This window comes from Isoptericola sp. NPDC056573 (assembly GCF_042793335.1).
Taxonomy (GTDB): Bacteria; Actinomycetota; Actinomycetes; order Actinomycetales; family Cellulomonadaceae; genus Isoptericola.
On record NZ_JBHTUY010000008.1, the window covers coordinates 94498 to 119466 of the forward strand.

General features: G+C 70.9%; 31 protein-coding genes and 1 tRNA gene. 15 read left to right on the forward strand and 17 right to left on the reverse strand.

From position 1 onward, the window contains the following. Positions 1-76: 76 nt before the first annotated feature. The 4 genes from ACFQ8E_RS14965 (at position 77) to ACFQ8E_RS14980 (ending at position 4838) form a co-directional block, all read left to right on the forward strand. Positions 77-1375: a glycosyltransferase 87 family protein gene (locus ACFQ8E_RS14965; RefSeq protein ID WP_430551357.1), complete on the forward strand. Its 1299-nt coding sequence runs from the start codon at positions 77-79 to the stop codon at positions 1373-1375. Positions 1376-1505: 130 nt separating this feature from the next. Beyond that, positions 1506-3320 carry a choice-of-anchor I family protein gene (locus ACFQ8E_RS14970; RefSeq protein WP_430551358.1) on the forward strand — a complete coding sequence of 605 codons (1815 nt, stop codon included), beginning with the start codon at positions 1506-1508 and terminating at the stop codon, positions 3318-3320. 72 nt (positions 3321-3392) lie between these two features. Next, positions 3393-4064 carry an ANTAR domain-containing protein gene (locus ACFQ8E_RS14975; RefSeq protein WP_430551359.1) on the forward strand — a complete coding sequence of 224 codons (672 nt, stop codon included), beginning with the start codon at positions 3393-3395 and terminating at the stop codon, positions 4062-4064. A 72-nt stretch (positions 4065-4136) separates the two neighbouring features. Then, entirely contained in the window at positions 4137-4838 is a 702-nt protein-coding gene (locus tag ACFQ8E_RS14980; protein WP_430551360.1) for an ANTAR domain-containing protein, read from the forward strand. 13 nt (positions 4839-4851) lie between these two features. Here the strand turns inward: ACFQ8E_RS14980 and ACFQ8E_RS14985 are convergent, their stop codons facing one another. Next, complete coding sequence (locus ACFQ8E_RS14985; RefSeq protein WP_430551361.1) at positions 4852-5475, reverse strand: PAS and ANTAR domain-containing protein; 624 nt, start codon at positions 5473-5475, stop codon at positions 4852-4854. An 80-nt stretch (positions 5476-5555) separates the two neighbouring features. Continuing rightward, positions 5556-6095: a PadR family transcriptional regulator gene (locus ACFQ8E_RS14990; RefSeq protein ID WP_430551362.1), complete on the reverse strand. Its 540-nt coding sequence runs from the start codon at positions 6093-6095 to the stop codon at positions 5556-5558. Between the two features lie 84 nt (positions 6096-6179). Here ACFQ8E_RS14990 and ACFQ8E_RS14995 point away from each other — a divergent pair, with 84 nt between their 5' ends. After that, entirely contained in the window at positions 6180-7244 is a 1065-nt protein-coding gene (locus ACFQ8E_RS14995) for a serine hydrolase domain-containing protein (RefSeq protein ID WP_430551363.1), read from the forward strand. Between the two features lie 6 nt (positions 7245-7250). Here ACFQ8E_RS14995 and ACFQ8E_RS15000 read toward each other — a convergent pair whose 3' ends face one another. After that, positions 7251-7802, reverse strand: a complete 552-nt coding sequence (locus ACFQ8E_RS15000) for a hypothetical protein (protein ID WP_430551364.1) — start codon at positions 7800-7802, stop codon at positions 7251-7253. A gap of 121 nt (positions 7803-7923) precedes the next feature. On the opposite strand from ACFQ8E_RS15000, the gene ACFQ8E_RS15005 reads away from it, so the two are divergent. Together ACFQ8E_RS15005 and ACFQ8E_RS15010 are read left to right on the forward strand one after the other, a co-directional pair. Beyond that, positions 7924-8415, forward strand: coding sequence for a hypothetical protein (locus ACFQ8E_RS15005; protein ID WP_430551365.1), 492 nt, complete (start codon positions 7924-7926; stop codon positions 8413-8415). Positions 8416-8480: 65 nt separating this feature from the next. Further along, complete coding sequence (locus tag ACFQ8E_RS15010) at positions 8481-9080, forward strand: dihydrofolate reductase family protein (RefSeq protein ID WP_430551366.1); 600 nt, start codon at positions 8481-8483, stop codon at positions 9078-9080. Here the strand turns inward: ACFQ8E_RS15010 and ACFQ8E_RS15015 are convergent. The 3 genes from ACFQ8E_RS15015 to ACFQ8E_RS15025 form a co-directional block, all read right to left on the reverse strand. Continuing rightward, positions 9062-9772, reverse strand: coding sequence for a hypothetical protein (locus tag ACFQ8E_RS15015; RefSeq protein ID WP_430551367.1), 711 nt, complete (start codon positions 9770-9772; stop codon positions 9062-9064). The genes ACFQ8E_RS15010 and ACFQ8E_RS15015 overlap by 19 nt on opposite strands. Positions 9773-9829: 57 nt before the next feature. Then, positions 9830-10153, reverse strand: coding sequence for a hypothetical protein (locus tag ACFQ8E_RS15020; protein WP_430551368.1), 324 nt, complete (start codon positions 10151-10153; stop codon positions 9830-9832). A gap of 91 nt (positions 10154-10244) precedes the next feature. After that, a complete protein-coding gene (locus tag ACFQ8E_RS15025) occupies positions 10245-10913 on the reverse strand; it encodes a Type 1 glutamine amidotransferase-like domain-containing protein (protein ID WP_430551369.1) in 669 nt (222 codons plus the stop codon). A 127-nt stretch (positions 10914-11040) separates the two neighbouring features. Here ACFQ8E_RS15025 and ACFQ8E_RS15030 point away from each other — a divergent pair, with 127 nt between their 5' ends. Both ACFQ8E_RS15030 and ACFQ8E_RS15035 read left to right on the forward strand, forming a co-directional pair. Next, positions 11041-11595 (forward strand): GNAT family N-acetyltransferase, encoded by a 555-nt coding sequence (locus ACFQ8E_RS15030; RefSeq protein ID WP_430551370.1) that lies wholly within the window; start codon positions 11041-11043, stop codon positions 11593-11595. Positions 11596-11632: 37 nt separating this feature from the next. Beyond that, positions 11633-12070, forward strand: coding sequence for a hypothetical protein (locus ACFQ8E_RS15035; RefSeq protein ID WP_430551371.1), 438 nt, complete (start codon positions 11633-11635; stop codon positions 12068-12070). Between the two features lie 100 nt (positions 12071-12170). On the opposite strand, the gene ACFQ8E_RS15040 is transcribed toward ACFQ8E_RS15035, so the two are convergent. The 3 genes from ACFQ8E_RS15040 to ACFQ8E_RS15050 form a co-directional block, all read right to left on the reverse strand. After that, on the reverse strand, positions 12171-12614 hold the full coding sequence (locus tag ACFQ8E_RS15040) for a DUF4304 domain-containing protein (protein ID WP_430551372.1): 444 nt from the start codon (positions 12612-12614) through the stop codon (positions 12171-12173). Positions 12615-14203: 1589 nt separating this feature from the next. Beyond that, on the reverse strand, positions 14204-14746 hold the full coding sequence (locus tag ACFQ8E_RS15045; protein ID WP_430551373.1) for a hypothetical protein: 543 nt from the start codon (positions 14744-14746) through the stop codon (positions 14204-14206). 17 nt (positions 14747-14763) lie between these two features. Then, complete coding sequence (locus tag ACFQ8E_RS15050; RefSeq protein ID WP_430551374.1) at positions 14764-15909, reverse strand: hypothetical protein; 1146 nt, start codon at positions 15907-15909, stop codon at positions 14764-14766. A 226-nt stretch (positions 15910-16135) separates the two neighbouring features. Between ACFQ8E_RS15050 and ACFQ8E_RS15055 the strand changes: the two genes are divergently transcribed. Beyond that, the gene (locus ACFQ8E_RS15055; RefSeq protein WP_430551375.1) at positions 16136-16594 is read left to right on the forward strand and encodes a hypothetical protein; all 459 of its coding nucleotides are present in this window, start codon (positions 16136-16138) and stop codon (positions 16592-16594) included. A 203-nt stretch (positions 16595-16797) separates the two neighbouring features. On the opposite strand, the gene ACFQ8E_RS15060 is transcribed toward ACFQ8E_RS15055, so the two are convergent. Next, positions 16798-17094: a hypothetical protein gene (locus tag ACFQ8E_RS15060; RefSeq protein WP_430551376.1), complete on the reverse strand. Its 297-nt coding sequence runs from the start codon at positions 17092-17094 to the stop codon at positions 16798-16800. Positions 17095-17319: 225 nt separating this feature from the next. Here ACFQ8E_RS15060 and ACFQ8E_RS15065 point away from each other — a divergent pair, with 225 nt between their 5' ends. Beyond that, a complete protein-coding gene (locus ACFQ8E_RS15065) occupies positions 17320-17619 on the forward strand; it encodes a hypothetical protein (RefSeq protein ID WP_430551377.1) in 300 nt (99 codons plus the stop codon). A 304-nt stretch (positions 17620-17923) separates the two neighbouring features. Here the strand turns inward: ACFQ8E_RS15065 and ACFQ8E_RS15070 are convergent, their stop codons facing one another. Then, a complete protein-coding gene (locus ACFQ8E_RS15070) occupies positions 17924-18724 on the reverse strand; it encodes an FRG domain-containing protein (protein WP_430551378.1) in 801 nt (266 codons plus the stop codon). Positions 18725-19075: 351 nt separating this feature from the next. Between ACFQ8E_RS15070 and ACFQ8E_RS15075 the strand changes: the two genes are divergently transcribed. Further along, complete coding sequence (locus ACFQ8E_RS15075; protein WP_430551379.1) at positions 19076-19270, forward strand: hypothetical protein; 195 nt, start codon at positions 19076-19078, stop codon at positions 19268-19270. Here the strand turns inward: ACFQ8E_RS15075 and ACFQ8E_RS15080 are convergent. After that, positions 19267-19479: a hypothetical protein gene (locus ACFQ8E_RS15080; RefSeq protein WP_430551380.1), complete on the reverse strand. Its 213-nt coding sequence runs from the start codon at positions 19477-19479 to the stop codon at positions 19267-19269. The two genes, ACFQ8E_RS15075 and ACFQ8E_RS15080, sit on opposite strands and share 4 nt — an antisense overlap. Positions 19480-19582: 103 nt before the next feature. Between ACFQ8E_RS15080 and ACFQ8E_RS15085 the strand changes: the two genes are divergently transcribed. From ACFQ8E_RS15085 to ACFQ8E_RS15095, 3 genes are read left to right on the forward strand one after another with little or no spacing between them, the layout of a single operon-like run. Further along, positions 19583-19810 carry a helix-turn-helix domain-containing protein gene (locus tag ACFQ8E_RS15085; protein WP_430551381.1) on the forward strand — a complete coding sequence of 76 codons (228 nt, stop codon included), beginning with the start codon at positions 19583-19585 and terminating at the stop codon, positions 19808-19810. A gap of 3 nt (positions 19811-19813) precedes the next feature. After that, on the forward strand, positions 19814-20515 hold the full coding sequence (locus ACFQ8E_RS15090; protein WP_430551382.1) for a hypothetical protein: 702 nt from the start codon (positions 19814-19816) through the stop codon (positions 20513-20515). Beyond that, a complete protein-coding gene (locus tag ACFQ8E_RS15095) occupies positions 20484-21023 on the forward strand; it encodes a tyrosine-type recombinase/integrase (protein ID WP_430551383.1) in 540 nt (179 codons plus the stop codon). Before ACFQ8E_RS15090 ends, ACFQ8E_RS15095 begins: the two co-directional genes overlap by 32 nt. Before the next feature lie 44 nt (positions 21024-21067). Here ACFQ8E_RS15095 and ACFQ8E_RS15100 read toward each other — a convergent pair whose 3' ends face one another. The 5 genes from ACFQ8E_RS15100 to ACFQ8E_RS15120 form a co-directional block, all read right to left on the reverse strand. Continuing rightward, positions 21068-21274: a hypothetical protein gene (locus ACFQ8E_RS15100; protein WP_430551384.1), complete on the reverse strand. Its 207-nt coding sequence runs from the start codon at positions 21272-21274 to the stop codon at positions 21068-21070. Positions 21275-21422: 148 nt separating this feature from the next. Further along, positions 21423-21512 (reverse strand) — tRNA-Ser (locus ACFQ8E_RS15105). Positions 21513-21661: 149 nt separating this feature from the next. Then, a complete protein-coding gene (locus tag ACFQ8E_RS15110) occupies positions 21662-23470 on the reverse strand; it encodes a glycosyl hydrolase family 18 protein (protein ID WP_430551385.1) in 1809 nt (602 codons plus the stop codon). A 131-nt stretch (positions 23471-23601) separates the two neighbouring features. Then, positions 23602-24048: a DUF6098 family protein gene (locus ACFQ8E_RS15115; RefSeq protein WP_430551386.1), complete on the reverse strand. Its 447-nt coding sequence runs from the start codon at positions 24046-24048 to the stop codon at positions 23602-23604. Positions 24049-24075: 27 nt separating this feature from the next. After that, on the reverse strand, positions 24076-24939 hold the full coding sequence (locus tag ACFQ8E_RS15120) for an SDR family oxidoreductase (protein ID WP_430551387.1): 864 nt from the start codon (positions 24937-24939) through the stop codon (positions 24076-24078). Positions 24940-24969: the final 30 nt, after the last annotated feature.

Below are 24969 nucleotides of genomic sequence, written 5' to 3' on the forward strand. Positions count from 1 at the left end.
GAAACCTTAGACGTCCATACCCGCATCGCGCATCCCCGTGGAGGCTCCGGGGCGGCGGTGAGCCTGGTCTGTCACCATGTCGGGCGTGCCATCCACGCAGACCTCCGCCGCGCGGAACGCCCCCGGTCCCCTCGGCGCCGTGCTGAGGTCCCGGTGGCTGCTGGCGCTCGGCTTCGTCGCCGTGCACGCCTGGGTGGTCGGGCAGGCCATCACCTGGGGCTACACGATCTACGGCGACGTCACGCTCTACGAGTGGTGGGCCCGCCACGGGCTCGACACCGGGCAGTGGCCGGTCCTCGACTACGACTGGGTGTACCCCGCGGGGGCGCTCGTCCCGGTCACGCTGCCCGCGCTCGTGACCGACGGCCTGCTGGGCTACGAGATCGTCTGGACGGCGATGGTCGTGGCCCTGAACGCCGTGGCCACGGTGGTGCTGGTGCGGTCCGCGCCGCGCGGAGTGCTCGGAGCCTGGTGGTGGCTCGCCTTCCTGCTCGCCCTCGGGCCGATCTTCCTGGGCCGGCTGGACGGCGTCGTCGCGCCGCTCATCCTGATCTCCCTCGCGGTCGCGGCACGCCGCCCGACGCTCGCGACCGCCGTCGCCACGGCGGGCGCATGGATCAAGATCGCGCCGGGTGCCGTGGTCGTGGCGCTGGCCGCGACCCGCGCCCGCTGGCGCGACGTGCTGCGGCAGGTCGTGGTGCCGGGCGCGGCGGTCAGCCTCGTGGTGGTGGGGCTGGCCCTGGCGGGCGGCGCGGGGCAGCGCGCGTTCAGCGTGTTCGGCCAGCAGGAGGCGCGCACGCTGCAGGCGGAGTCGGTGTTCGCGACCTGGTTCAGCGTGGCGCGACTGTGGGACCCGTCGGTGCGGATCGACTACAACGACGTGATCTTCACCTACGAGGTGCAGGGCGACACCGCCCGGCAGGTCGCGACCCTGCTCGACTGGCTGCTGCCGGTCGCGGTGCTGCTGATCGCCGCGCTCACGTGGTGGACGGCGCGCCGCCGTCCCGACCACGCCGGCGACGTCCTGCTGCTCAGCACCGCCGCCCTGCTCCTGTCGCTCATCGTGTTCAACAAGGTGGGCTCGCCGCAGTTCGTGGCGTGGATCGGGCCGCCGCTGGCCGCCGCGGTCGCCCTGGCCGGCCCCGGCACGCGGCGGCTGTGGGGGCCGCCCGCGGTCGGGGTGCTGCTGGCCGCGCTCGGCACGCAGATCGTCTACCCGGTGGCGTACGGCGAGTTCCTCGGCGGGCAGCCCGCGATGGTGATCGTCGAGGGGCTGCGGAACCTGGCACTCGTGGTGCTGCTCGCCGGCGCGGTGTGGCGCATCGTGCAGCTCGGCCGCGACGGCGTGCGCACGGACACCGGCACACCCGCCTGAGCGGCCCGCGAGGCCGTCGTTCACCGACGGGTCGGCGCCCGTTCACCCCGAGCCCCCCGGGCCGCCATCCGTCCTCCCTACGGTCACCCCGACGGCGCGCTCGGCGCGCGCCCCGGCCCCGGAGGACCCCTTGCGCACACCGCTCCCCCGCACCCTGTTCCCCCGCACCCCGCGACGCGCCGTCGTCGCCGGCTGCGCCACCGCCCTCGCCGTCACGCTGACCGTGCCCGTCGCGCTCACCGCGTCGGCCCACCGCGACGTGACGCCGGGCGCCGGCGTCGTCGCCGACCCGGTCGCGCTGTCGGCCGACGACGCCCGCGTCGCCCTCACGCCCCTCGGCTCGTACGCCACGGGCGTGTTCGACGAGTCCGCGGCGGAGATCGTCGCCTACCACGCCCGCTCGGAGCGCCTGTTCTCCGTGAACGCGCAGGCGGGCGAGGTGACCGTGCTCGACGTCGGGCGCCCGTCGTCGCCCCGCAGGCTCTTCGCGCTCGAGACGACCGGGGTGCGCGCCGCGGACGGCTCGACCGTGCCCGACGGCGCGGTCGCGAACTCGGTCGCCGTGCGCCCGGACGGGCTCGGCGTCGTCGCGGTGGAGTCGCCCGACAAGGTCTCCGACGGCTGGCTGGTGCTGTTCGACGCCGCCGGCGCCGGCGAGGCGATCGGCGCGTGGCGAGTGGGCGCCCTGCCCGACATGGTGACGATCACGCCCGACGGCCGCAGCGCCGTCGTCGCGAACGAGGGCGAGCCGGCGGACGACTTCGGCGTGGACCCCGAGGGCACCGTCTCCGTCGTCGCGCTCCCCGACCGCGTCTCGGGGCGGAAGGCCCCGGCCGTGCGCCAGGCCGCGGTCCGCACCGCGACGTTCCACGCCTTCGAGGGCGACCGGCTGCCCGACGGCGTCCGCGTCTTCGGGCCGGACGTCGCCGGCCCGGACGGGTCGCTGGAGCACCGTGTGTCGCGCAACCTCGAGCCCGAGTACGTGACGGTGTCGAAAGACTCCCGCACCGCGTACGTCGCGCTCCAGGAGGCGAACGCCGTCGCCGAGGTCGACCTGCGCAGCGCCCGCACCACCGACCTGTGGTCGCTCGGCAGCAAGGACCACTCCGTGCCCGGGCAGGGCATCGATCCCTCGGACAAGGACGGCGGGGCCGCCGTCCGCGAGGTACCCGTCCGGGGGCTGTACATGCCCGACGGGATCGCGTCGTACACCTCCCGCGGCCAGACCTACCTCGTCACCGCGAACGAGGGCGACGCCCGCGAGTGGGGCGACTACGTCGAGCCCGCGCGGGTCAAGGACCTGGGCGACGACGGCCTCGCGCCCGTGTGCGAGGACTCCCCCGCCGCCGGCCTGCTCGGCGACGCGGACCTCGGCCGGCTGAACGTCACGACGGCGTCCGGCCTGCGCGCCGACGGCTCCTGCTACGAGGAGCTGTACGCCTTCGGCGGCCGGTCGTTCTCGATCTGGAGCACCGACGGCGAGCTCGTCTTCGACTCCGGCGACGAGCTCGAGCGGGTCACCGCGGGCGCGCTCGGCGACGCGTTCAACACCAACCACACCGAGACGAAGGGCGACGGCCGCAGCGACGACAAGGGCCCCGAGCCGGAGAACCTCACCATCGGCGAGGTGTCGGGTCGCACGTACGCCTTCGTCGGCCTGGAGCGTGCGGGCGGCGTCGTGGTCTACGACATCACGCGGCCCGAGCGGGCCGCGTTCGTCACCTACGTCTCGAACCGCGACTACGGGGTGTCCGTCGAGGACGCGATCGACGACGGCGCCACCCCCGCCGACGCGCTGGCCGGCGCCGGCGACCTGGGCCCCGAGGGCCTGGCGTTCATTCCCGCGTCGGACTCCCCCACCCACCGGCCGCTGCTCGCCGTCGCGAACGAGGTCTCCGGCACGACGACGCTCTTCCAGGTGGACCGGCTGGTCGGTCGCCGCTGAGGTGCACCGCTGACGGGCACCGTCGAGGAGACCCGCGGGACGGGGCCGGAGCGCGCGGGTAGCGTGACGCCCATGACCCTGTCCCGCTACCTCGACGAGTGCGCGATCCGTGCCGCGGCCGTGCTCGGCCACGGCGTCGAGGCGAGCATCAGCCTGCGCGAGCACGGCATCTCGCTGCGCGCCGGCAGCAGCACCCCCGGCGCGGGCCGCTGCGACCAGGCCGAGGCGCGCGCCGACACCGGGCCCTGCATCGACGCGATGCGGCGGGGCACGGTGCTGACCACGAGGCTCGCCGACATGGTGCCCGGCTGGGAGGCCTGGCAGGCGGCCGCGGAGGCCGAGGGGTTCGTGCAGGCGCTCGCCGTCCCGGCCGAGGTGGGCCCCGGCGCGCGCGTGGCGATCAACGTGTACAGCCGCACGCCCGGGGACTGGCCCGCCGGCCTGGTCGACGCCGCCGTGGGGCACGCCGCGCTCGCGGCGGACGCCGTGCGTCTCCAGCTCCAGTTCGCCGACCTCGGGGACGCCGTCGCCGGCCTGTACCGCACCATGACCGACCGGGCGACGGTCGAGCAGGCGGTGGGCGCGATCATGGCGTCGAACGACTGCCCCGAGGACGAGGCCCGCGCCGTGCTGCACACGGCGGCGGACCGCCGGGGGCTCACCGAGCGGGAGGTCGCCGAGGCGATCGTGCGGACCCTCGTCCTGGGCGGCGAGGGCGACGTCATCGGCGACCTCGACCGCTGAGCCGGCGTCGCGCTCCGTGTGCATCGCCTATCGGTGCCACACTGGCCGGGAGGCGACAGGACGGAGCGATCGGTGAACACCTCCGAGCTGCTGGGCCTGCTCGCGCGGACCCTGGCCGGACTCGACCCTGACGCGACGGTCGCGGCGCGGATGTGCCGGGCGTGCACCACGATCCTCGGCGCGCAGGGTGGCAGCCTCACGCTCGCCACCCTGGCGGGCGAGCCGGTTGCCGTGACCAGCACGGACGCCGTCGCGGCGCGGGTCGAAGGCATCCAGGAGGTGCTCGGCGAGGGTCCTGGGCGGCAGGCGTTCGAGCACGACACGATCGTCTCCGCGCCCCTCGGCCTCGGGGACGACGACCCGTTCCCCGTGTTCTCGCAGCTCGCCGGCGAGGCCGCCGGCGACGGCAGGTGGTTCGGCATCCCCATGCACGTCGGCGGCCAGCCGGTCGGGGTGCTGGGCCTCGTGGTCGGCCCGGGGCGGGTGCTGGCGCGGGACGTCGAGGACGCGCAGTTCCTCGCGGACGCCATCGGCACCGCCGTGCTCGGGGAGATCGACCAGGTCGGCTGGTCCGCACGGGCGCGCGTGGACCAGGCCACGGGCATGGTGTCCGCGCAGCTGCGGCTGCAGCCGCACGACGCCCTCGCCGTCCTGCGCGCGCACGCGTTCGGGCGGGGCAGCGCGCTCGAGGACGTCGCCGAGGACGTGGTGGCGCGGCGGCTCAGCTTCGCGGACGAGACCGGGCCCGTCGAGACGCGCCGGACCGAGGACTGATCGCGCCCGCGGATCAGCCGCGGCGCAGCACGCGGTCGAGCGTCGCGCGGCGGTCGACGTCGCGGCGGTGCGCGACGTCGACGACGGCGCTCGCCAGGTCCCGCACGGCCACGTTGTGGTCGTTCGACGCCGACCTCATCAGCTCGAAGGCGGCGTCGATCTCGACGTCGTAGACGACGGCAAGCACGCCCTTCGCCTGCTCGATGACGCCGCGGGTCGTCGCCGCCGCCCGGATGTCGGCGGAGGCCCGCGCGCCGGCCCGCTTCGCGACGTCCGAGGTCAGGTCGAGGAAGTAGCCCGCCGCCTCGTCGCGGTGCTGGTCGTCCTCCGCGCTGGCCACGACGGCGACCGTGAGCTCGCGGCGTCGTGCCGTCACGATCCGGTGCACGCTCGAGAACGCCCCCGTCGCGGGTGCCGTCCTGAGGGCGGCGCGGACGTCGTCGCGGTCGTCCGGGTGGGTGTGGGCGAGGACGAGGTCCGTGGTGGGCACCACCTCGTGCGGCTCGAAGCCGTGCAGGCGGAAGACGCCGTCCGACCAGGTCCAGCTGTCGGACGACAGGTCGAGACGGAAGGAGCCCACCAGGCGTGGGGCACGGAGGCCCGAGGGCTCACCGGTCACGGTGGTGTCTGTGGGCACAGTCGCCTCCGACACTGCTCAGAGCGGACCGGCCACTGCTTGACCGGCGGCACGACAATAGCAAGCGCACCACCTGTCGCTCACGGCGTGCCGGCGTCGTGCTCCCGCCCGTAGCGGCGGAACCAGTCGCGGGCGAACCGGCCCGAGGCGAGGCCGTAGTCGAGGGTGGCGCGCTGGAAGGCGAACACCTCGCCGAGCTCGTCGGGGACCTCCTGCACGGCGAGCTGCTGTTCGAGCGCCTCCAGCCGCGCGACGTCCTGCTCGACCCGTGCCGTGAGCCGCGGCAGCACGGCGGCGCGCTCGTCCGGCTCGAGCAGACCGAGGAAGAACAGGCGCGGCAGGACGGCGGCCTCCGCGTCGGGACCCGTCACCGGGCCGGTCAGCCAGGCACGGAAGTCCGCGCGTCCGGCGTCGGTGACGCGGTAGGTCTTGCGGCCGCGCGCGCCGGGCGTGACGTCGGCGACCTCGATGAGCCCGCCGGTCAGCAGCGTCTCCAGCGCGCGCCGGATGCTGCCCGAGCTGGCGCTGTAGAACAACGAGACCGACGCCTCGAAGTGCTTGACGAGGTCGTACAGGCTGGCCGGCCGCAGCAGGAGCAGCCCGAGGATCACGTGCGCCATGGTCCGACCCTAGACCGTTGACCCTCATAGACCTGTCTAGTAGACATGTCTATGAGACAGGTTGGGGATGTCGGAGGAGGAGCCATGAGCACGTCACGCGAGGTCGACCGCCTGGGGTCGGCGCTGGACAGGATCGCCCGACGGCGCCCGTCGATGCCGCCGCCTCAGGTGCTCGTCGTCGCGCCGGGCCTGGAGCTCGAGTCCGGCGGGTCGCGGCCGTTCCACGCGGCCAGCGTCGGCAAGGTCATGACCGCCACGCTCGTCGCGACGCTCGTCGAGCAGGGACGCCTCGGGTTCGACACCCCCGTGGGGAAGGTGCTCCCGGGGAGCGAACTCGACGGCCTCCCCGCGGCCCCCGGCGTCGACCTCGGCACGGACGTCACCGTCGAGCACCTGCTCACGCACACCAGCGGGCTGCCCGACCTCTTCGAGCCGTCGGGCCTCCGCGAGACGCCGTACTCGATCGAGGTCACGGCCGGGCGGCCCGACCGGCGGTGGACGCCCGCGACGCTGCTCGACGAGGTGCGCGGCCACCCCGCCGTCGGGCGTCCGGGCGAGCGGTTCTGCTACGGCGACCCGGGCTTCGTCCTGCTGGGGAGGGTCGTGGAGGAGGTCACCGGGGGCCGGTTCAACGACGTCCTGCGCGAGCGGGTCCTCGCCCCCGCGGGGATGGAGCGCAGCTCGACCCCGTACACCGACGTCGGCACGCCCGACGACCTCGCCGCCCTCGACGTCGCGCCGTTCTGGATCGGCGACCACGAGCTCAGCCGCGCCCTCAGCATGAGCCTCGACTGGGCCGGCGGCGGCATCGTCGCCCCGCCGTCCGACCTCGTGGCCTTCCAGCGCGCCCTGCACGGTGGCCGCCTCGTCTCCCCCGCGACGCTCGCCTGGATGAGCCGGCCCCGGCACCGGCTGCGGCGCGGCATCCACTACGGGGCCGGCACCGTCACGATCCGGTTCGGTGAGTTCACCCCGCCCTTCCTGCGCGGGCTCCCCGAGCCCGTCGGCGGGCTGGGGCACTTCGCCACCCACCTGTTCTTCTACCCGCGCCAGGACGCCCACGTGGTGCTGAACTTCCACGCCTACCGGCGCATGAACCAGTCGTTCATGACGCACGCCCGCATCGCGCGGCTGCTCGCCAAGCGGTGAGGGCGGTCAGCCGCGCCGCACCCGCACCCGCACCCGTCGGACGACGCGCGGCACCTGGAGCACGACCAGCGCCACGAGCGCCCCGCCGCTGACGGCGTACAGGACCGGCGGGACGGCGGAGTGGTCACCGCCGGTGATCATGAAGGTGTCGGCGAGGTTCATGCCCATGCCGAAGCTGCCCCAGAAGTACGCCGGCGCGCCCAGCGCAAGTACGGCGAGCTGCCACGCCACCGCGGTGTCGGGGGCCACCCGCCGTCGGAGCGCGACGGTGCACCCCGCGACCGACAGCCCGACCCCGAGCGCGGCCCACGCCACCAGGAACGGGACGTTGCCCGCCACCGTCCAGCCCGCCGCCGCCAGGGCCCCGAAGATCTCCGCCTGGGTCATGCCGGGCATCGCCGCCAGCGGCTCCAGCACCAGGATCGTCAGCACCATCACCGTCGCGTAGCACGCCACGAGCGCCGGGCCGAGCGGGAGCCACCACATGCCCCATCGTGTCCAGGCGGCGTCGTACGACCGCGGTGCGGGGACGAGGACCGTCGACGGTCGTGGGTGCATCTGGACTCCGTGTCTCGGGCGGGCTCCCCGGATCGTACGGCGGCCAGGCGCGACGACGCCCTGCCGCCGCGATCCCTCCTCGACATCCCCACCGACGGTCGAGGACCGCTACGTTCGTGCCATGTCGAGGACCAGCCGACGTCGGAGCGTGCTCGCCACCTGCCTCGTCGCAGTGACAGCAGTGCTCGCCGGGTGCGGCGGCCTCGCCGACGCGCTCCGCCCCACTGCCTACTGCTCCCCCGAGGACCCGGTCGTGAACCCGACGAGCGCCGCTCCCGGCGACGAGCTGACGGTCGTGGTCAGCGGTGTCGGCCACCATGCCGAGTGCTCGTCCACGTTGCCGGGCGGTGCCCGGTACGGGATCTCGATCGGCTCGCGGGTGGATGGGACGGGCAATGACGACCTCGGCAGCCGCTACTACTCCGCCAGCGTCGCGGTTCTCGATCCCGACGACGCTGGCGCCGCCGAGGCCACCGTCCGAGTGCCGGACGACATGCCCATCGGCGAGGCGCGGATCTCCGTCGACCTCCAGGGCGCCAAGACGCTCTGCGAGATCGACCCGAGCGCGTCCTGCGCACCGGACCCGTTCGCCGTCGTGGGGATCGTCGACTGAAGGCCCCTTCCCTCGCCGACCCCGGGCCGGCGATGAGTTCGCGCTGTCGTAGCGGTCCGCCATCCATGACCAGAGTGGTGGGCGACATCTCGATCTCGTTGGACGGGTTCGTCACCGGGCCGAACCCGGGGCCCGAGAACGGCCTCGGCGACGGCGGCGAGGCGCTGCACACGTGGGCGTTCAGCGACGACCCGGTGGACCGGGAGCAGCTGCGCTCCGCCACGGCGAGCAGCGGCGCCGTCGTGCTGGGGCGGAACCTGTTCGACGTCGTCGACGGGCCGCAGGGCTGGAACGACGAGGTGGGCTACGGCGCCCGCGAGGTCGGCCGGCCTCCGTTCTTCGTCGTCACGAGCAACCCGCCCGTACGCACGCGGCTCGCGTTCTGGACGTTCGTCACCACGGGCCTGCGCGACGCCGTCGCGCAGGCCCGTGAGGCGGCGGAAGCCGGCGACGGAGACCGGGACGTCGTCCTCATGGGCGGCGGCGCGACCGTCGGTTCCGCGCTGGACGCCGGCCTGCTCGACGTCCTGAGCCTGCACCTCTCCCCCGTCGTCCTCGGCGACGGGACGCCGCTCTTCGTGGGCGGCCACCGCCACGCCCTGGTGCAGCGCAGCGCGACGCCGTCGACGACGGCGGTGCACGTGGTCTACGACGTCGTCCGCTGAGCGTCGCTCAGCACGAGGCCGTCGAGCGCGCGGCGCAGCGCGTCCGTGTCCGGTCCGGGCACGAAGGCGGGGATGCGCAGGAAGTCCTCGAGGTCAGTGCGGGAGAAGTCGGCGAGCAGGTCCGCCCGGCCGTCGCGGATGGACTCGAACACCGTGGGGCCGTGCACGAAGACGGGGTCGGTGAGCCGGAGCTCGCCGTCCGCGGTCTGCAGGATGTTGCCGGGACGGATGTCCGCGCCGCCCCACAGCCGGTAGCGGCGGGCGCCGTCGGCGAGCAGGTCCTCGATCCGCCGGCGCAGGTCGACGACGTCGGGGTGGTCGGCGAGCTCGGCGCTCGCGCCGGCGGGCGGCGTCGGGTCGGACGCGCTCGTGATGCCGAGGGACGCGACGAGGTCCCGGGCGCGGCCCTCGTCCGCCGGGTGGAGCCGCTCCATGACGACGACGTAGCCGCGGTGGCGGAGCGGGACGACGTCGTCCACCCGCACCAGGAACGGGTTCGGCGGTCCGGCGAGGCAGGCGTCGGCGAACATCCGGAACGCCGGGTCGAACGGCGTGACGCGCGCGGCGAGCGTGCCGTCCGGGGACGCGAGCACCCATGCCCAGTCGCCGGTTCCGATCTCCCGCCAGCCGGCGGCCTCGAGGGCGGCGCGGGCGTCGTCGGCGGTGGCGTCGGGGGCGAGCGTCGGGAGCACGCCTCAGCATCGCCGGTGCCCGGCCGCTCCGTCAGGTTCTTTCTGCCTGGGGCACCGTCAGCGGGGCGTGAGCACCTCGAGCAGCAGCACGACGACGGTGGCGGCGGCCCCGAGCGAGACCACCAGCAGCGGCGACCGCCGTCCGCGCACCAGCCCGCGGATCTCCGCGACGACGACCCACACGAACAGCACCGCCGACAGCAGCCGGAAGAGCGCCGGCAGCACCTCCGGCGACTCGACGACGTTCTGCACGTGGCGCCACCAGGTGGTCACGAACAGCCCGGCGAGGCCCGCCTGGATGAGCGCAACGCCGACCACCGCGGCTGCGCGGAGCGGGCTCGGTCCCTGCTCGTCCGGGTATCCGTCGTGGTGCGTGGTCATGCGGTGCTGGTCTCCTGCTGAGGGGGGCCGTCGGGCCGGGTGACGCCGGCCGGTGCCCGGCCGCCGCAGGCCAAGGTACAGCGCCCGCCGGTCAGGCCAGCTTCCGCCACGTCCCCTCGGACACGACCTCGACGGCGCCGTCGGCGACCACGAACGCCGTCTCGTCGTCGACGGCGTAGGCGGACCCACCGAGCCTCGCCGCCCACCGTTCGGCCGCGGCCTCCGTGTTGTCGGGCAGGTCGGGATGGCCGAGGTGGGGGAACATCGAGAAGTCGACGACGCCGAGCGTGGCCGCGTCCTCGCCGTCGGGCGGCAGCCAGCCGACGAACTCCTCCCCGATCGCGGGCGTCATCACCATGCTGCCGCCGCTCATCCCGACCCACACGGTGTCGTCCAGCGTGGGCAGCAGGTCGGACAGGCCCGAACGGCGCATCCAGTACGCGAGGTAACCGGCGTCGCCGCCCGCGGCCAGCAGGACGTCCGTCTCCCGTACCAGCGGCACCCAGCGTTCCACCGGGATGCTCGGCAGCGCGGTCAGCTCGAGCACGCCCACCGACTTCCAGCCGAGGCCGGTCATGTGGTCCGTGGTGCCGCTGATGAAGTTCCACGCGTTCCGCCCCGGGCCCACCCACGGGTGCCCGTACAGCGCGGTGGGGATGGCGAGGGCCGTGCAGTCCGCGACCGGTCGTGGGAGCAGGTCGTCCAGCGCGGTGCGGATGGTCGCGTTCCGCACGCCTGCGGACGTCAGCAGCAGCTTCATCGTGTGCCTCTCGGTCGACGGACACCCTGCAGACGGTGCGACGACGGCGGAATCATCGGCGCGACGTCGTGCGGTCGGACGGGGAATTCGCCGTGACGGCCGCACCGCATTCGCTCACGATGGGCGCATGCCGCTGCCCACCCCCACGCTGACCACCGACCGTCTGCGGCTGCGGCCGGTCGCCGACGACGACGCCGACGCCCTGTACGCGATGCACAGCAGCGCCCACGTGCTGCGCTACTGGGACTCCCCGCCGTGGACCGACCGGGCCCGCGCCGACCGCTTCGTCGCCATGTCCCGGACGATCGAGGAGGAGGGCACGGGCGCCCGGGTGGCCATCGACCGCACCTCCGACGGCGCCTTCGTCGGCTGGTGCGGCCTGTTCGAGTGGAACCCCGACTTCCGCAGCGCGACGCTGGGCTACTGCCTCGGCGAGTCGATGTGGGGCCACGGCTACGCGACCGAGGCCGCGCGAGCGCTGCTGGGGTGGGCCTTCGGCACGCTGCCCCTCAACCGCGTCCAGTCCGAGACCGACACCCGCAACGCGGCGTCCGCCCGCGTCCTGGAGAAGCTGGGGTTCGTGCACGAAGGCACCCTCCGCGAGGACTGCGTCGTCAACGGCGACGTCTCCGACTCGTGGGTGTTCGGGCTGCTCCGGCGGGACTGGGAGGGTCGTCGCTAACCGCAGGCCCAGGGGCAACCTGGCTACGGTGTTCCTCGTGACAGAAACCAGCCGTGGATCTCGGTGGTTGCGGACGCGCATTGGCCTTGCGCTCGTTGTCGCCCTGTTCACGGGCTTGTTCGCGTACGTGTTCGCATACGTGTGGACGGACGAACTCGTCGACGGCAGCCCGTACGCCATCGCGGACCCGGCGGGCACCGGGGTCGAGGGCGCCCTGGCGGGTCTGCTCCCCATGGTGATCGGCCTGGGGCTCTGCGTGCCCATCCTCTGGAACACCGGCGTGACGTGGTGGTGGCCGGCACTTCTCGTCGTCGCAGGTGGCGGAGTCGGTGCCGTCGCTGGCGTGTCCACCCGCTTCACTGAAGGCATGCCGGCGTGGGCACCAGCGATCCTCGCGGCCGTCGCGCTCGCGGGAGCGGTCGGCCTGGTAGCCGATGCCCGGTCGCGTCTGCGCACGGCGAGTACCCACGCGTAGCGCTCGTGGCCTAGCCAGGAAAGGCGGCTCTAGTCAGCCCCCGGGCCGCCTGAGCCATGCCGAGAGGCTGATCCGGTCGGGTCGCGGAGCGAGCTGGCGTTCAGGTCCTCGCGGCGACCTCACGCTCCAGGAACGGCAGCCCGTGTTCGCCCACCATCGTCAGGAAGTCACGACAGGTCGCATCGTCGTCCCTGCCATCCGCAGAGAGTGGCCACCAGCAGTCACCGACGCCGGCAACAAGTCCGATCCGCTCGTTGCACACATCCGCGACCGGGGTAAAGACGTTGGGGGTCGGTTTGGCTCCGATATCCGGCCACAACACCAGCGCTTGCTCCCAAGTGCTCCGACTCACGACGTTCAGATTCGCAGTGAATTGCACAGCTGTGCGGTCGCTCCACTTGTGGCGCTGCAACCCGAGCTGCGCCCAACAGGACTCACTCGGAAGCGTGTAGATCTGACCCGATCCACGCAGCCCCATCGACCGCAGGGCAGGGGCAAGACGATCCCGAACGACGGCTCGAAAGTGCTCCTGTGCGGTGATCACGCGGGGACCCTACAACGTGCACGATCGGACGCGCAGGACGGCTGAAGTGCCACCCGCGCCGCCAAGTTCAGCCGTTGTCGACGGTTGATGCGCAAGCATCTAGCCAGCCTGTGTGTCCGTCGCCGACATGCGTCCTCTCGCCGGCGGGACCGGCTGGGACACTCGGAGGCACCGTACCGATAGCGGAGCACCAGAGGTCGTCGGAGGTCCGGGTCAGCGGTGGCCATAGGCCTTCGCGCAGCGACGCCGCAGGCGCCCTTGATGCGGGCCGGAGTCGGCCGGATGTTCGGCTGACGGTGCGGGTCCGGACAGTGAGACGGCGCACGTACTCGGCCATGAGCGACGGGTCGTACACAGTTCGCGTCACCGTCGAGCGAGGTCCCAGAGAGATAGCCCCGCTCCCGGCGATTGACGGTCGACGCCAGGCCCGCAATGATCCCCAGGCGATGCCCGTCACCGTAGACAGGCAAGCCTCGCAGGTGAGCCGCACGCGCAATGTCCTGGGCCCTGAACGAAGGTTGACAGAAGACGTGGAGCAAGCAGGTCCCGAACCGAGGTCGGCCAACCTCGGTGCCACCGGAGTGTGGAGCTCGCCGACCGCGACGTGATCTATCGGGTGTCACCTGGCCTCCGCGTGGGCTCAGCCGTGCTCGCGCCGCTGTGGATTCTCGTGCTCCTCGCCCTCACTACCCTCCCCCCTCACCCCGATGACACGCTCGGCAGCATCCTGTTCGGATACGCCCTCGTCGGGGGAGGCGGTGTCTTCATCCTCCTGATCGGTCGCGGATGGATCCGCGTCTCCGACGAGGGCATCAGCGCTCGCAACATCGTGACGTCGACATGGGTCCCGTGGAACGAGGTGGAGGCGGTCGAGGCCGGATCGAAGGTCGGCATCGTCAAGCGCAACGGCCAGACATGGTGGTGCTGGGCGGTCCAGCGAGCGAACATCTCCGGAATGCTCAATCGCCGCTCCCGAGTCGACGTGTCGTCAGTGAGATCGAGTTGCGGCGCGCCGACGCCATCTCGGTCCACGCGCCCGACGGCGACAGGTCCCGGAGATCGCTGGTACGACCTGCATGGTGGGAATGGATCGTCGTCGCCGGGCACGTGGCCACTGCGGTCGTGGGGCTCATCGGCGCCATGTGAACGCCGTCCGCCGTCACCGTCCGCGACGCGGTGACAACACGAACGCGGTCCTACAAGTGCCGCCAGCCGCGTCCTTCTCGTGAGGCACGCCGGCCGGAGCGGGTGGGGGGTGCACGCAGCGAGCGGAGTGAGCGAAGCGCGGGCCCCCGACGCCCGCGCCGGCCGGCGTGCCGTGCGCGGAGTACGCCGCGCCTTGAGTCGGTAAGAAAACTCCTCACGGCGTGCGGGACAGCCCCGGGATCTGCATGCCGCCAGGCCCACAGGACGCATGAAGCACGCGCTTCCGGCACGAGTTCGCACCAGGAGCACGAACTTTCACGCCAAGTGCGGTCGCCGAACTGGGCCGGCCACCATGGCGCCCGCTCTGAGCGATCTCCGCTTCGACGAGCGGGAGCACTTGGTGATCACGCTGATACCAAGACTTCTCCGTTCGGTTTAGCCCGTCAAGATCGCGCTCCCCACGCCTCGCGAATCGCGCGGATATCGGAAAGCGCGTCGCTTCGATCATCATTGACGTATCGCTCGACCCATTCGAAGAACTTTTCCGCCTCCGTGAGCACACCAGGAACAAAGAGGTGCGGGTCGACAATAAAGTCTTGCTCATGGATGCCGAACACCGCACCCCCACGCTGTTGAGACATCCGGATCTCCACAGGCTGATCGGGAAACAGCGCCTCCCCCTTGCCCTGCGCAACAAACTGACCGATCACATCGACGATCTCGTACCAGATACCCATCACTTCGTCCCAGAGGCTTGGGGCGAACATTTCGCGACCGAAATACGACAGGCTAAGGAAGCCGTCGCTCCCGACGGGCGCATCCTGGAGACGCTCTTTCCAGATCGCTGCGGCTCGCGCAGGTTCGCGATACATGCTGACAAGATACATATCATGGTTCGCGGCGAAATGATCTAGATCTGTCACCTCCGCGTCAAGCAGGAGAATGAACGGCTCGCTCGCGACGGCCTGCAGCCCCGCTTGGTTCATATTTCCGCACCTTTCGGCTACTTTGTAGGATACATCTGAACGACTCGACCCTTGTCGATGACCATTTTCAGGTTAACTCCGTTCACTCTGCCAGTCAGGGCGATCCGCGTGTTTGTGCCGCGGCCGGCGAGCGTTTTAGGATACTTCTTCATCAACCCGAGTGCCAGGCCGCGCACATTATTGACGGACATCCCCGGATGGAAGAACGTCTGTCCACTCTTCACTGTTCCGGTCCAGTATCGGGGGTGGTGTCGCTGCAGGACGTGCTTCATCGCGCTCTTGTCGAACTTGTACACGTGCTTTCCTGCTCGGTAGGAGAGCGTCTTGTAGGACTTGAGCGCGTTGACTGCCCGTGACGCGGGCGCCTTCACGTACTTAACAGACCTGGATCCGGTCTTGATCACGACCGACACCCCGGCGCGTATCGCAGTGACGATGGCGGGAATCCAGAACGGATCGGCGACAACAGGGTAGGCCGTTGTGGCTGAGGTGTGCTCGACTACCTGGGCGAGCCTGGTGCCGCGCAGCTCGTATCGGGTGTCGATGGCCCGGCCGTTTGCGTCGATCGCCCAGGGCGGCTCGAAGCGGCTGACCAATAGCTTGACGTCTTCGTCCGGGAACGACTCGTACAGGTCAACGCCGCCGTCGGGCGCCATTCGGGCACTCACGCCCTTGGGCAGGGAGAGTTGATAGGAGTATTCGGTGGGGGCAGACGAGTCGTGGATGATCGTTTCAGCCCGCACCGCACCGTCATCATGCGCGCTGACTGCGACCTCGACGTCTTCGTCACTAAGGACGACGGTCCCGTCGTCGAGTACGTCGACGTCGTCCAGGTCTCCGTCGACAGGAAGACCGATGGCGGGGCCGACGTCGCCGGTGTCGATCGCCACGCCCTGAGGCGTGTCGTCGATGACGACGGCACCCTGGTCTGTCTCGAACTCCAGTCCTTGAGCAGCGTGGTCCGGGTCGACCAACTCCTCGGTGTCGTCGACGCCGACATTCTCACGTGCTGCGTCGAGAATCTGTTCATGATCGACGCCGGGCGGACGTTCGGATTCCTCGCCCGTGGCGGCGGTTGCAGGGCCGATTCCGGCAGTGAGAAGGGCAGTGCTGAGCGAAACGGCTATGAGCCTGCTCAGCGGGTGGGACAACCTCGTCGTCATTTGATTCAACGTGAACCTTCTCGTCTGTGAGCAGTTGATCCGAACAGAAGGAGATGCTGCCACGAAGGTTGCGACAGCGGCCACCGCCGCTCGACTTCCGCCGCACCGTAGCCACCCAGGTCGCCAACTCGACCACCAGCTCCAACGTGACCGCGCTGCTCCGTCACGGCACACTGACACCATCTGCGCCATGGCGTGGTGGCGGAAGCGACAGCAGAACGGCGACGTGCCCATCGACACCGAGACTGTGGACGTCATGGGGCGCCTCGCGGAGGAGTTCGTCATCGCCTCCGGCGCTCCGGACGTTTTCGACTTCACTGTCGAGTCGATCAAGGCACTGGACCTTCTCGTCGACTCCATGCTGGAGTCGGCGTCTGCCGAGATACTCGACGAGCGATTCGGACTGAGCATGGGTGCCTACGCCGGCGAGGTCATCGTGAGGCGGAGTGACGAAGCTCGGTGGACCTACGAAATTGATCAGCGCGCCGCTGCTGTCCGGAGCACGCAGTTCGATGCCTTCCCGCAAGTCAAGGTGTCGAAGAGGATCACCATCGGACCTGAGCACTCGCTGGAGCAGTTCGTCCGGGTCGCCCTTGACGACCGGATGCCGCCCGAGGCGCGCCCGATGAGGACCAAGGGATCCGGTGAGTTTCCGGTGACCTGGGTACGACGAAGGACCCCATAGCCGCAAGATTCTGCGGGTGGGGCCCTTCAGGTGGCGGTAGCGGTGGGCTTGAAAACGGTGCGTTGGCCCGCCCTGCTCGCCTGGCTGGTTCTGGCATCTGACCTGGCTTTTTACCGCCTCGCCCGTTGGATCGGGTTGCACCCGCCGGCACCGATCCGCCGACCAAACCGGAGGCAAACCGGCGACCTGCCGACCGTGAGCCGCTACGAGCTGCTGTCCGTGTTACGACCGCGCCGTCCTGCGATCAGCGCCTCCACGGTCATCCCGACGGCACCGATGACCGCCAGAAGCCAGAGCACGGTCAGGGGCGCTCGAATCCAGTCCGACAGGGCTCCTTCGGTCCACCAGATCACGAGGAACCAAGCGACGAAGAACGCGGCCAGACTGCCGTACCGCCATGCGGCGCGGAAACGGCTCAACCCGTCCATCTGCATGACGCGAAGGGTACTGCCGACATGGGCCATGTCGGGATCCCCGCCGCGACCGTCGTGCAGCACCATTCCCGCCAGGAGGCCCGGTGCACAGGGAGGCGCCGTGCCGATAGCGGAGCACAAGAGGTCGGCGGAGGTCCGGGCCAAGGGTGGCCGCAGGCCATCGCGTAGCGACGCCGCAGGCGCCCTTGATGCGGGCCGGAGCCGGACGGATGCTCGGCGGTCGGTGCGGGGCCGTCGCGCGACCGCTCCAGATCGGCGCGTCGCGGCGTCCGCAGGTAGAGGATGTCGAACATGGCGATTGACGACCCCTTAGCCGAGCCCCCTAGCGACGCTGTCCAGTCGGATCCCGACGAGTACCTCCCTGCGGGCGAGGTCTTGCAGGGGCTCGAGCTGCTTCCGCTCCCCGAGGGCACGACTCCGAACGCTGCGCTGGCCTTCGTCAGACTCGATGAGCCTGACGGCGGAACTGGCTGGTCGGTGCGCGTGACCGAAGGCACGAGCGACGAGGAGATCCTTGGGCTTCTCGTCGGTTACACCGAGCGGCTGAAGCAAGCGGCTGCTGATGCGTGGGACGACACCGACCCCACGTGACCTGAGCGGCGAATCAACCCGAGGTCGTGCCGGAGGGTGCGCGGTGGGGTGCGCGGAGCGAGCATGCGAGCGCAGCGCGGGGCCCCGACGCGCACCCTCCGGCACGACCGTGCGCGGGCGGAGCCGCGCGCCTTGAGTCAGTAAGGAAAGTTCTCACAGGGTGACCTGACGGCACGGTGTCCCGCTACAGCACCTGCGAGTCCCGCGCGCGATCGTCCTCTGCCTCAAACGGTTAGGAGGCGCGCCGTAGCCAGCGAGACCGCGAGAATGGCGCGAGGCGGAACGTCCCCGCACTCCATCCGACTCAGGAAGCGAACATCTGCCCGACCCCACTAAAGTCCGGGTACATGGTGGCTCTTGTGAAGCCAAAGTTCATCTCGAGGCGATCCAAGAGCACGGGCTTGACCGCAGCTGGGACAACGATCCCGAGCGCCTCAGGAAAGTTAGTTCGACTGCGTCCGCGTCCCACCGTGCCATTCGCCATTCCGAGGTTCTTCATCTCCGTGGTGCCCCACGTAGAGGGTGCCCTAAAGTCGCCGAGCTCGGAAACCCTCGAGAAGGCCGTTTTATCCGGGTCGCTGTGAAGCACGAACAGGCCCCGTTGCGCTGCGATACGGGGATCAATCGTGGGCGTCGAGTAGATTAGTCGGGCAGCTTTCCTCGAGTGAAGCTGGGCGTACGAGTCGACCGCATGAGGGCTGTTGATTTTTTGAAACGCTCTCCGCTGGAACGCCAGCAGGAGCCCTGGTCGCGTCTGAACGTTCACTCCCGCCGCGCTCGAGTCGTCGTCGCAGAGGAACCACAGGGCGACGAACGGGTCGGTCGTGACGTCGATAAGGCGTGTCGCGGCGGCGTGGTGGCGCATACGGGCAAGCAGCTCCCAGTCACCCGTGTACTGCGCGCGGTCCGCACCTATCGTCCTGATGGTCTCGAGCATGCTGATCTCGTGATCACGAATCGCGACCGAGTTCATCTTCTGGCGCGTCGCCTTCGACTCGACTCTCCACGTCGCGTCGGCTTGACCGCGCCAGACGATCCCGCCGTCAGGCCCCGAGATCGAGATGCTGCTGACCGCGTTGACGATCTCGAGCGCTGCTTGCTGCACGAGCTTCTTCCCGGGCTTAGTCCCCGGCCCGCAGCCCACGCTCGCGTCCGATTCGAAGACCACCTCGGCAGGCCACGGCGTCTCGGTGGACGGTTACGGAATCGGTGTCGTCATGGCTGTCATGATGTCAGAAAGGACGCCAGCATGCGGCTAGCAGGGCGTGATGATGCACCGAGTCGATCTCGGATGCGCGCATACATGCGCGAACGCCACTGGGACGGAGTGAACGATGCGCGCGACAACAGCCGCACAGAGAGGTGCGGACACATAACAGACGCGCCGGCCCGGCTCCGCCGAGCCCGCGCACGGTTCCAGAAGCTCAAAGCCGACGCCGACCGCGACCACGCCCCGATGGACACCGCCGACCTCGAGAACCGGCTCCTCGCCGACGACGAAGACACCACCCTCATCATCGGGCACTGGACCTACGCCGGCACCGGCTGGACCAACCCCGGCGACAAGGCCCTCGCCGACGCCGCTGCCGCCCGTGCGCGCGAGTACGCACAGTGGAAGGCCGAGGTCCGCCGGATCCGTGCGGGTGTCTAGTGCGCTCCCCGGAACTCATCCGGATCGTCGGACCCGCCACCGCTTCCTCGATACGCGGCAATCGCGACTCCGATGCCGGCGATGAGCTGTACCCACGCCAGCACCACCAAGAACAGCGGCTGCCTCGCGACGAACAACTGGAGCAGGCCGCTCAGCGCGATAAGGCATCCAGCGAGGAGCAGGAGCCTGCGTCGCTGCTGGTTCGTCATCCACGTCACGGTAGCGAGGACCGTCTGTCTTCGCCCCGAACGCGATCCGCCACTGAACGGCCTCAACGGAGAAGTCAGATTCACCGAGCGAAGGAGCATCGACATGAGCACCACAAGCTCGAGCCAGATCGACAGAGCGACCAACCGTCGGCGCCTGATGACGCCGGACGAGCTGGCTGAGTACCTGGGCGTGAGCCTGCACTGCGTGTACGCGTGGTCGAGCCGTGGCGGTGGGCCGAACGTGGTCCGTGTCGGCGCCCGGCTGCGCTATCGGCCCGACGACGTCGAGGCGTGGCTGGATCGCGTCACCGACGACCACGCGGTGGGCTGACCGATGCCTCGCAAGCCCATCGAGCCGGGACGCTGGGGGCAGATCCGCCGCCGTGAGATCTCCCCCGGCGTGTGGCGGGCGCAAGCGCTGTACCGCGACTTTGCCGGCGTGCTCCACAAGTACGAGGCTCGCGGGCCGTCGGGTGCCGCTGCGCAGCGTCGCTTGGAGGACAAGCTGCACCGTTCGAGCACGGACGGTACGACCAGCGGCGGCGCCGCCATCACGCCGGAGTCCCGGATGACGGTCGTCTTCGACCAGTGGGTGTCGGAGAAGCGGGTCGAGGGGCAGATCACGCCTCAGTCGCTCGCGACGTATCTCGGCGTCCTGGAGCGGGACCTGCGTCCGACGTTCGGCGCGCTGCGGGTGCGGGAGGTCACTCCGGTCGCGGTGAACCGGGTGCTCATGGCGCTGAGCGCGGCGCGGAAGTTCGACACCGCCCGGCAGGCCCGCAACGTGCTGTCGCAGGTCATGATGGTGTGCGTCCGGTACGGGGCGGCGCCGTTCAACCCGGTGCGGGACGCCGTGACGGTGCGCAAGCCGCGACGCGACGAGGTCCGTGCCCTCGGGCTGGAGGACATCGTGCTGCGGCGCAAGGCCGTGCGGGAGTGGGAGGACCGGCCCGCACCCCCCCCGCGGTCGGCGGAACATCACGCTGCTGCCGCAGATCGTGGACATGATGCTCGGCACCGGGCTGCGGATCGGTGAGTGCCTGGCGCTACGGGAGACGGACCTCGACCTCGAGGCTCTCATCCCGACGCTCACCGTGACCGGCACCATCGTCCGGGTGGAGGGCCGGCTGCTGCGGCAGTCCAAGCCCAAGTCGGACACATCGCGGCGCACCATCACGCTGCCGGCCTTCGTCGTCGCGGCGATCACCGAGGCGCTGGACCTCGGGCTCGACGGCGGGCCGGACGACCTCGTGTTCCCGTCGACCAATGCCACGCCGCGCGCACCGAGCCGGATCCGCGACCAGCTCCGCGACGCCCAGGCCGCCATCGGCACCAAGGTCACGCCGCACGACTTCCGCCGCACCGTCGCCACGCAAGTCGCCAACTCGACCACCATCGCCAACGCGACCGCGCTGCTCGGTCACGCCGACGAAGGCACTACCGTGCGGCACTACGTTAAGCGGACCCACGTCGCTCCGGACCTGCGGTTTGTCATCGACCAACTGGTCGCGCGTGCGCACGTGTCAGATCGCGAGAGATCGTGATCGGCGTGCACGTGGGACCTCTGAGGGTCTCGCAGGCGCCCGAGCTAGACCTCGTTGGTGGGGCCGGTAGTCGATCGCCGACGACGGTCGTCGCGGAACTGAGCGACTGCGAGACCGATGCCGATCAGCACCTGGATACCGCCCAATACGCGGCCCAACGTCGATTCCCCCCAGAGTGCGAGGAGCAGTCCGCACACGGCGAAGAGGCAGGCGCACGCGATCATGAACTTGGTGCGTGGAGCAACGCTCATGCGCTCAAAGTAGCGGGGTCATGCCGCGCCCAGCAGGACGCGCGCTGCTTCGAACCGCCGCAACGAACGCAAAACGGAGTGAAAAGGGAGTACGGGGAACGACGAAGGACCCCACAGCCGCAGAATCTCGCGGGTGGGGCCCTTCGGGTGGCGGTAGCGGTGGGATTTGAACCCACGGTGGACTTTCACCCACACACGCTTTCGAGGCGTGCTCCTTAGGCCGCTCGGACACGCTACCTCGCCGGACGAACCGGCCCACCGAGGATACCCAACGAACCGGCAGACCCGAAATCCGCCGTCCGCGGCCGGCCGGTAGTGCCTCCCGTCCCCCGGTCGTACGCGGCGCGCACTACCTGGCGACGGGAGGCACTACCCCGCGCGGAGGCGTCAGACGCAGGGCGCGCCGGCATCCCAGGAACCCTTGACGTCGCTGCCGGGCAGCTCGCCGCGGGTCCACCACTGGGCGGTGTGGTTCACGCCGGCGCGGGAGACGACGTCACCGGTGGAGTACGTCGTGCCCGCGTCGAAGGCCGGGCCGCAGTCCTCGGCGGCGACGGGGTGGTCGCCGTGCTGGCCGACGACCTTCCACGGGTCCTTCTTGGCCGCCACCGACGCGGGGGCGACGCCGCGCGTCCACCACTTCGCGGCGTACTCGACGCCGTCGTGCGAGACGACGTCGCCCGTCGTGTAGACGCCGGTCGGGTACCAGGGGGCGGCGCCGTCGCCCCCGACGAGGGGGCCGGGCGTCGCGGCCTGGAAGGTGCGGACCAGCGCGGAGCTGAGGTCGCGGTCGGCGTCGCCGGCGATGTCCCACAGGTAGGCGCCGCCGAAGCCGTTCTCGGCGAGCCACTCGGCCTTGGCCGTCACGGAGCGCGGGGTGTCGAGCGTCCACCACTCGTCACCGTTGGAGTAGTAGCTCTGGCCGGCCTGCTCGTCGTAGTGCTCGGTGAAGCCGCCCTCGGCGAACCGGTCCTGGAGCTGCGCGTAGTACGTGAACGGCAGCGAGCCGCCGCTGGCGGGCGCGCCGGGCGTCGGGTCGTCGACGCCCTTCCACCCGTACCCGTACGCGGCCAGGCCGAGCACGAGCTGGTCGCCGCGGTACCCGGCGTTCTTGTACGCGTTCATGAGGCCGTCGGCGGCGAGGCCCCAGTTGGCCGACTGGCTCGGGTCGTCGTACGAGGGGTACTCGTGCAGGTTGCCCTGGTGGCCGGTGCTGCCCGCCTGCCACGGCCCCACGTAGTCGTAACCCTGGATGTTGAGGAAGTCGACGACGGCGGCGAGCCGCGGGTCGACCCAGCCACCCTCGGTGCGGCCCGCCCACGACGCGGGCGCGAAGCCGGTGATGAGGTAGTCCTCGCCGGTGGTGGCGGTGCGCGCGTCGAGCTCGGCGCGCAGCAGCTCCGCGAAGGACAGGAAGTTCTCCTTGTCCTCCTCCGGGTGGTCGCTCGGGTGCTCCCCGCCCACGACGGGCCACTCCCAGTCGATGTCGAACCCGTCGAAGATGCCGGCCGCGACGCCGTCGCCGCCCTTGACGCCGTGCTCCGGGTCGTCGACGACGGGCAGGTTCCCGTCGAGGTACAGGTCGATGCACGAGTCGACGAGCCGCTGCCGGCTCTCCGGGCTGCTGACCGCCTCGGAGAAGTTGTCCGACCAGGTCCAGCCGCCCAGGGAGATCAGCACCTTGAGGCCGGGGTTCGCCGCCTTGAGCTTCTTGAGCTGGTTGAAGTTGCCCGCCAGCGGCTGGCCCGCGCCGTCGGCCACGCCGTCCACGGCCTGGCCGGCGCCCTTGAGCTGCACGTAGTCGTTCAGCGGGTCGCCCTCCATGTGCCCCTCGGGCAGTCCGGTCTCCGGGTCGACGGCGCCCTCGTCGGGGTCGACGCGGTCGGTGATGTCGCAGACGAGGTCGGTCGTGACGTTGCCGAAGGCGTAGTTGAGGTGGGTGAGGTCCTCGACCGCCCCGGAGCGCTGGAGGTCGGCGACCTCGAACCCGACGTCCTGCGGGCCCCAGCCCGGGAAGTAGGCGGGCGTCTTGAAGCCGTTGACGCCGTCGGCGTCGTGCACGGAGGCTGCGCCGGGCAGGGGCGGGGTCGACGGCGCGGGGGCGGCAGAGGCGCCTCCGGCGGTCAGCCCGACGACGGCGGCGGCCGCGGCGAGGGTGAGAGCGCCGTGGCGGCGCGGGGACGGTCGGTGTCTCATCGGGAGCCTCGTTGCTTCCTCCGGGCGCACCCGGATCAGGATTTGTTCGGGCTCCTGCACAATAGCGTGGACAGCACGGTGTGGCCAGGCCCTGCACGGTTCGGGCGCAGGTCAGACGGTGTCCGGCCGGTTCAGGTGCCGTCGTTGCCGGGGTCGAAGACGCGAGCGTAGAGCGCGGCCGCCTCGTCCACGACGGCGCGGTCGATCGACGCGACCGGGATCGCGGCGACCAGCAAGGGCTCGCAGTCCGGCCCTCGCCCGGCGAGCTCGCCGGTGAGCGCCCAGGGGAACCGCTGCGGCGTCATGAGGTGCGCGTACTGGCACAGCTGCCGCGCCACCCAGTGCTCCACGGGGCGGTCCCACCACGGCTCCGGGTCCAGCGGATTCACGCTGAGACCCGGGAGGAGGCACCCGCTCTCGTGGTCACGGCTCTCGGCGGCGGCGTCGGCCACCGGGCCGGCGCTGAACCGCACGTACAGCGGGGTCGCGACGGGCAGCAGCTCGACGACGTCCCCCAGCGACCGCAGCCGGGGGACGTCGTCGAGCGTGAGCGGGCCGTCCGGCACGTGCAGCGCCACGCCGTCACCTCACCGTCGGAGCTCCGGTCAGAACACCGGCTTGCCGCCCGTGACGCCGACGACGGTCGCCGAGACGTAGCTCGCGTCGCTCGGGGAGGCGAGGAACACGAACGCGGGCGCGACCTCCGCCGGCTGCCCGGCGCGACCGAGCGGCGTGTCCTGGCCGAACTTCTGCAGCTTCTCCTCCGGCTGCGTGGCCGGCTGCAGCGGCGTCCAGATCGGGCCGGGGGCGACGGCGTTCACGCGGATGCCGCGCGCCCCGAGCTCGCTCGCCAGGTTCACCGTGATGTTGTTGATGGCCGCCTTGGTCGACGCGTAGTCGAGCAGCGACGACGACGGCTCGTACGCCTGGATGGACGAGTTGTTGATGATGCTCGACCCCTCGCCCAGGTGCTTCAGCGCCGACTGCGTGACCCACAGCAGCGCGTACAGGTTGGTCTTCAGCACCCGGTCGATCTCGTCGGTGGTGATGTCCTCCACGGAGTCGCGCCGCGCCATCTGGAACCCGGCGTTGTTCACGAGGACGTCGAGGCCGCCGAGCTCCGCCGCCGCCCGGTCGGGCAGGCCGCGCGCCGTCGGCTCGTCGGTGAGGTCACCGGGCAGCAGCGCGACCTTCCGGCCCGCCTCGCGTACCCAGCGCGCCGTCTCCTGGGCGTCCTCCTCTTCCTCCGGCAGGTACCCGATCGCGACGTCGGCGCCCTCGCGCGCGAACGCGATCGCCACGGCCCGGCCGATGCCGGAGTCGCCGCCGGTCACGAGGGCGCGCAGCCCGTCGAGCCGGCCGGAGCCTCGATAGCTCTGCTCCCCGTGGTCCGGGGTCGGGGTCATCGCGCCGGTGAGCCCCGGCGGTTCCTGCTGCTGGGCGGGGAACGACTGCTGGTCGTCGGCCATGCTGTCCTCCTCGGGTCGTGGGTCGTGGGT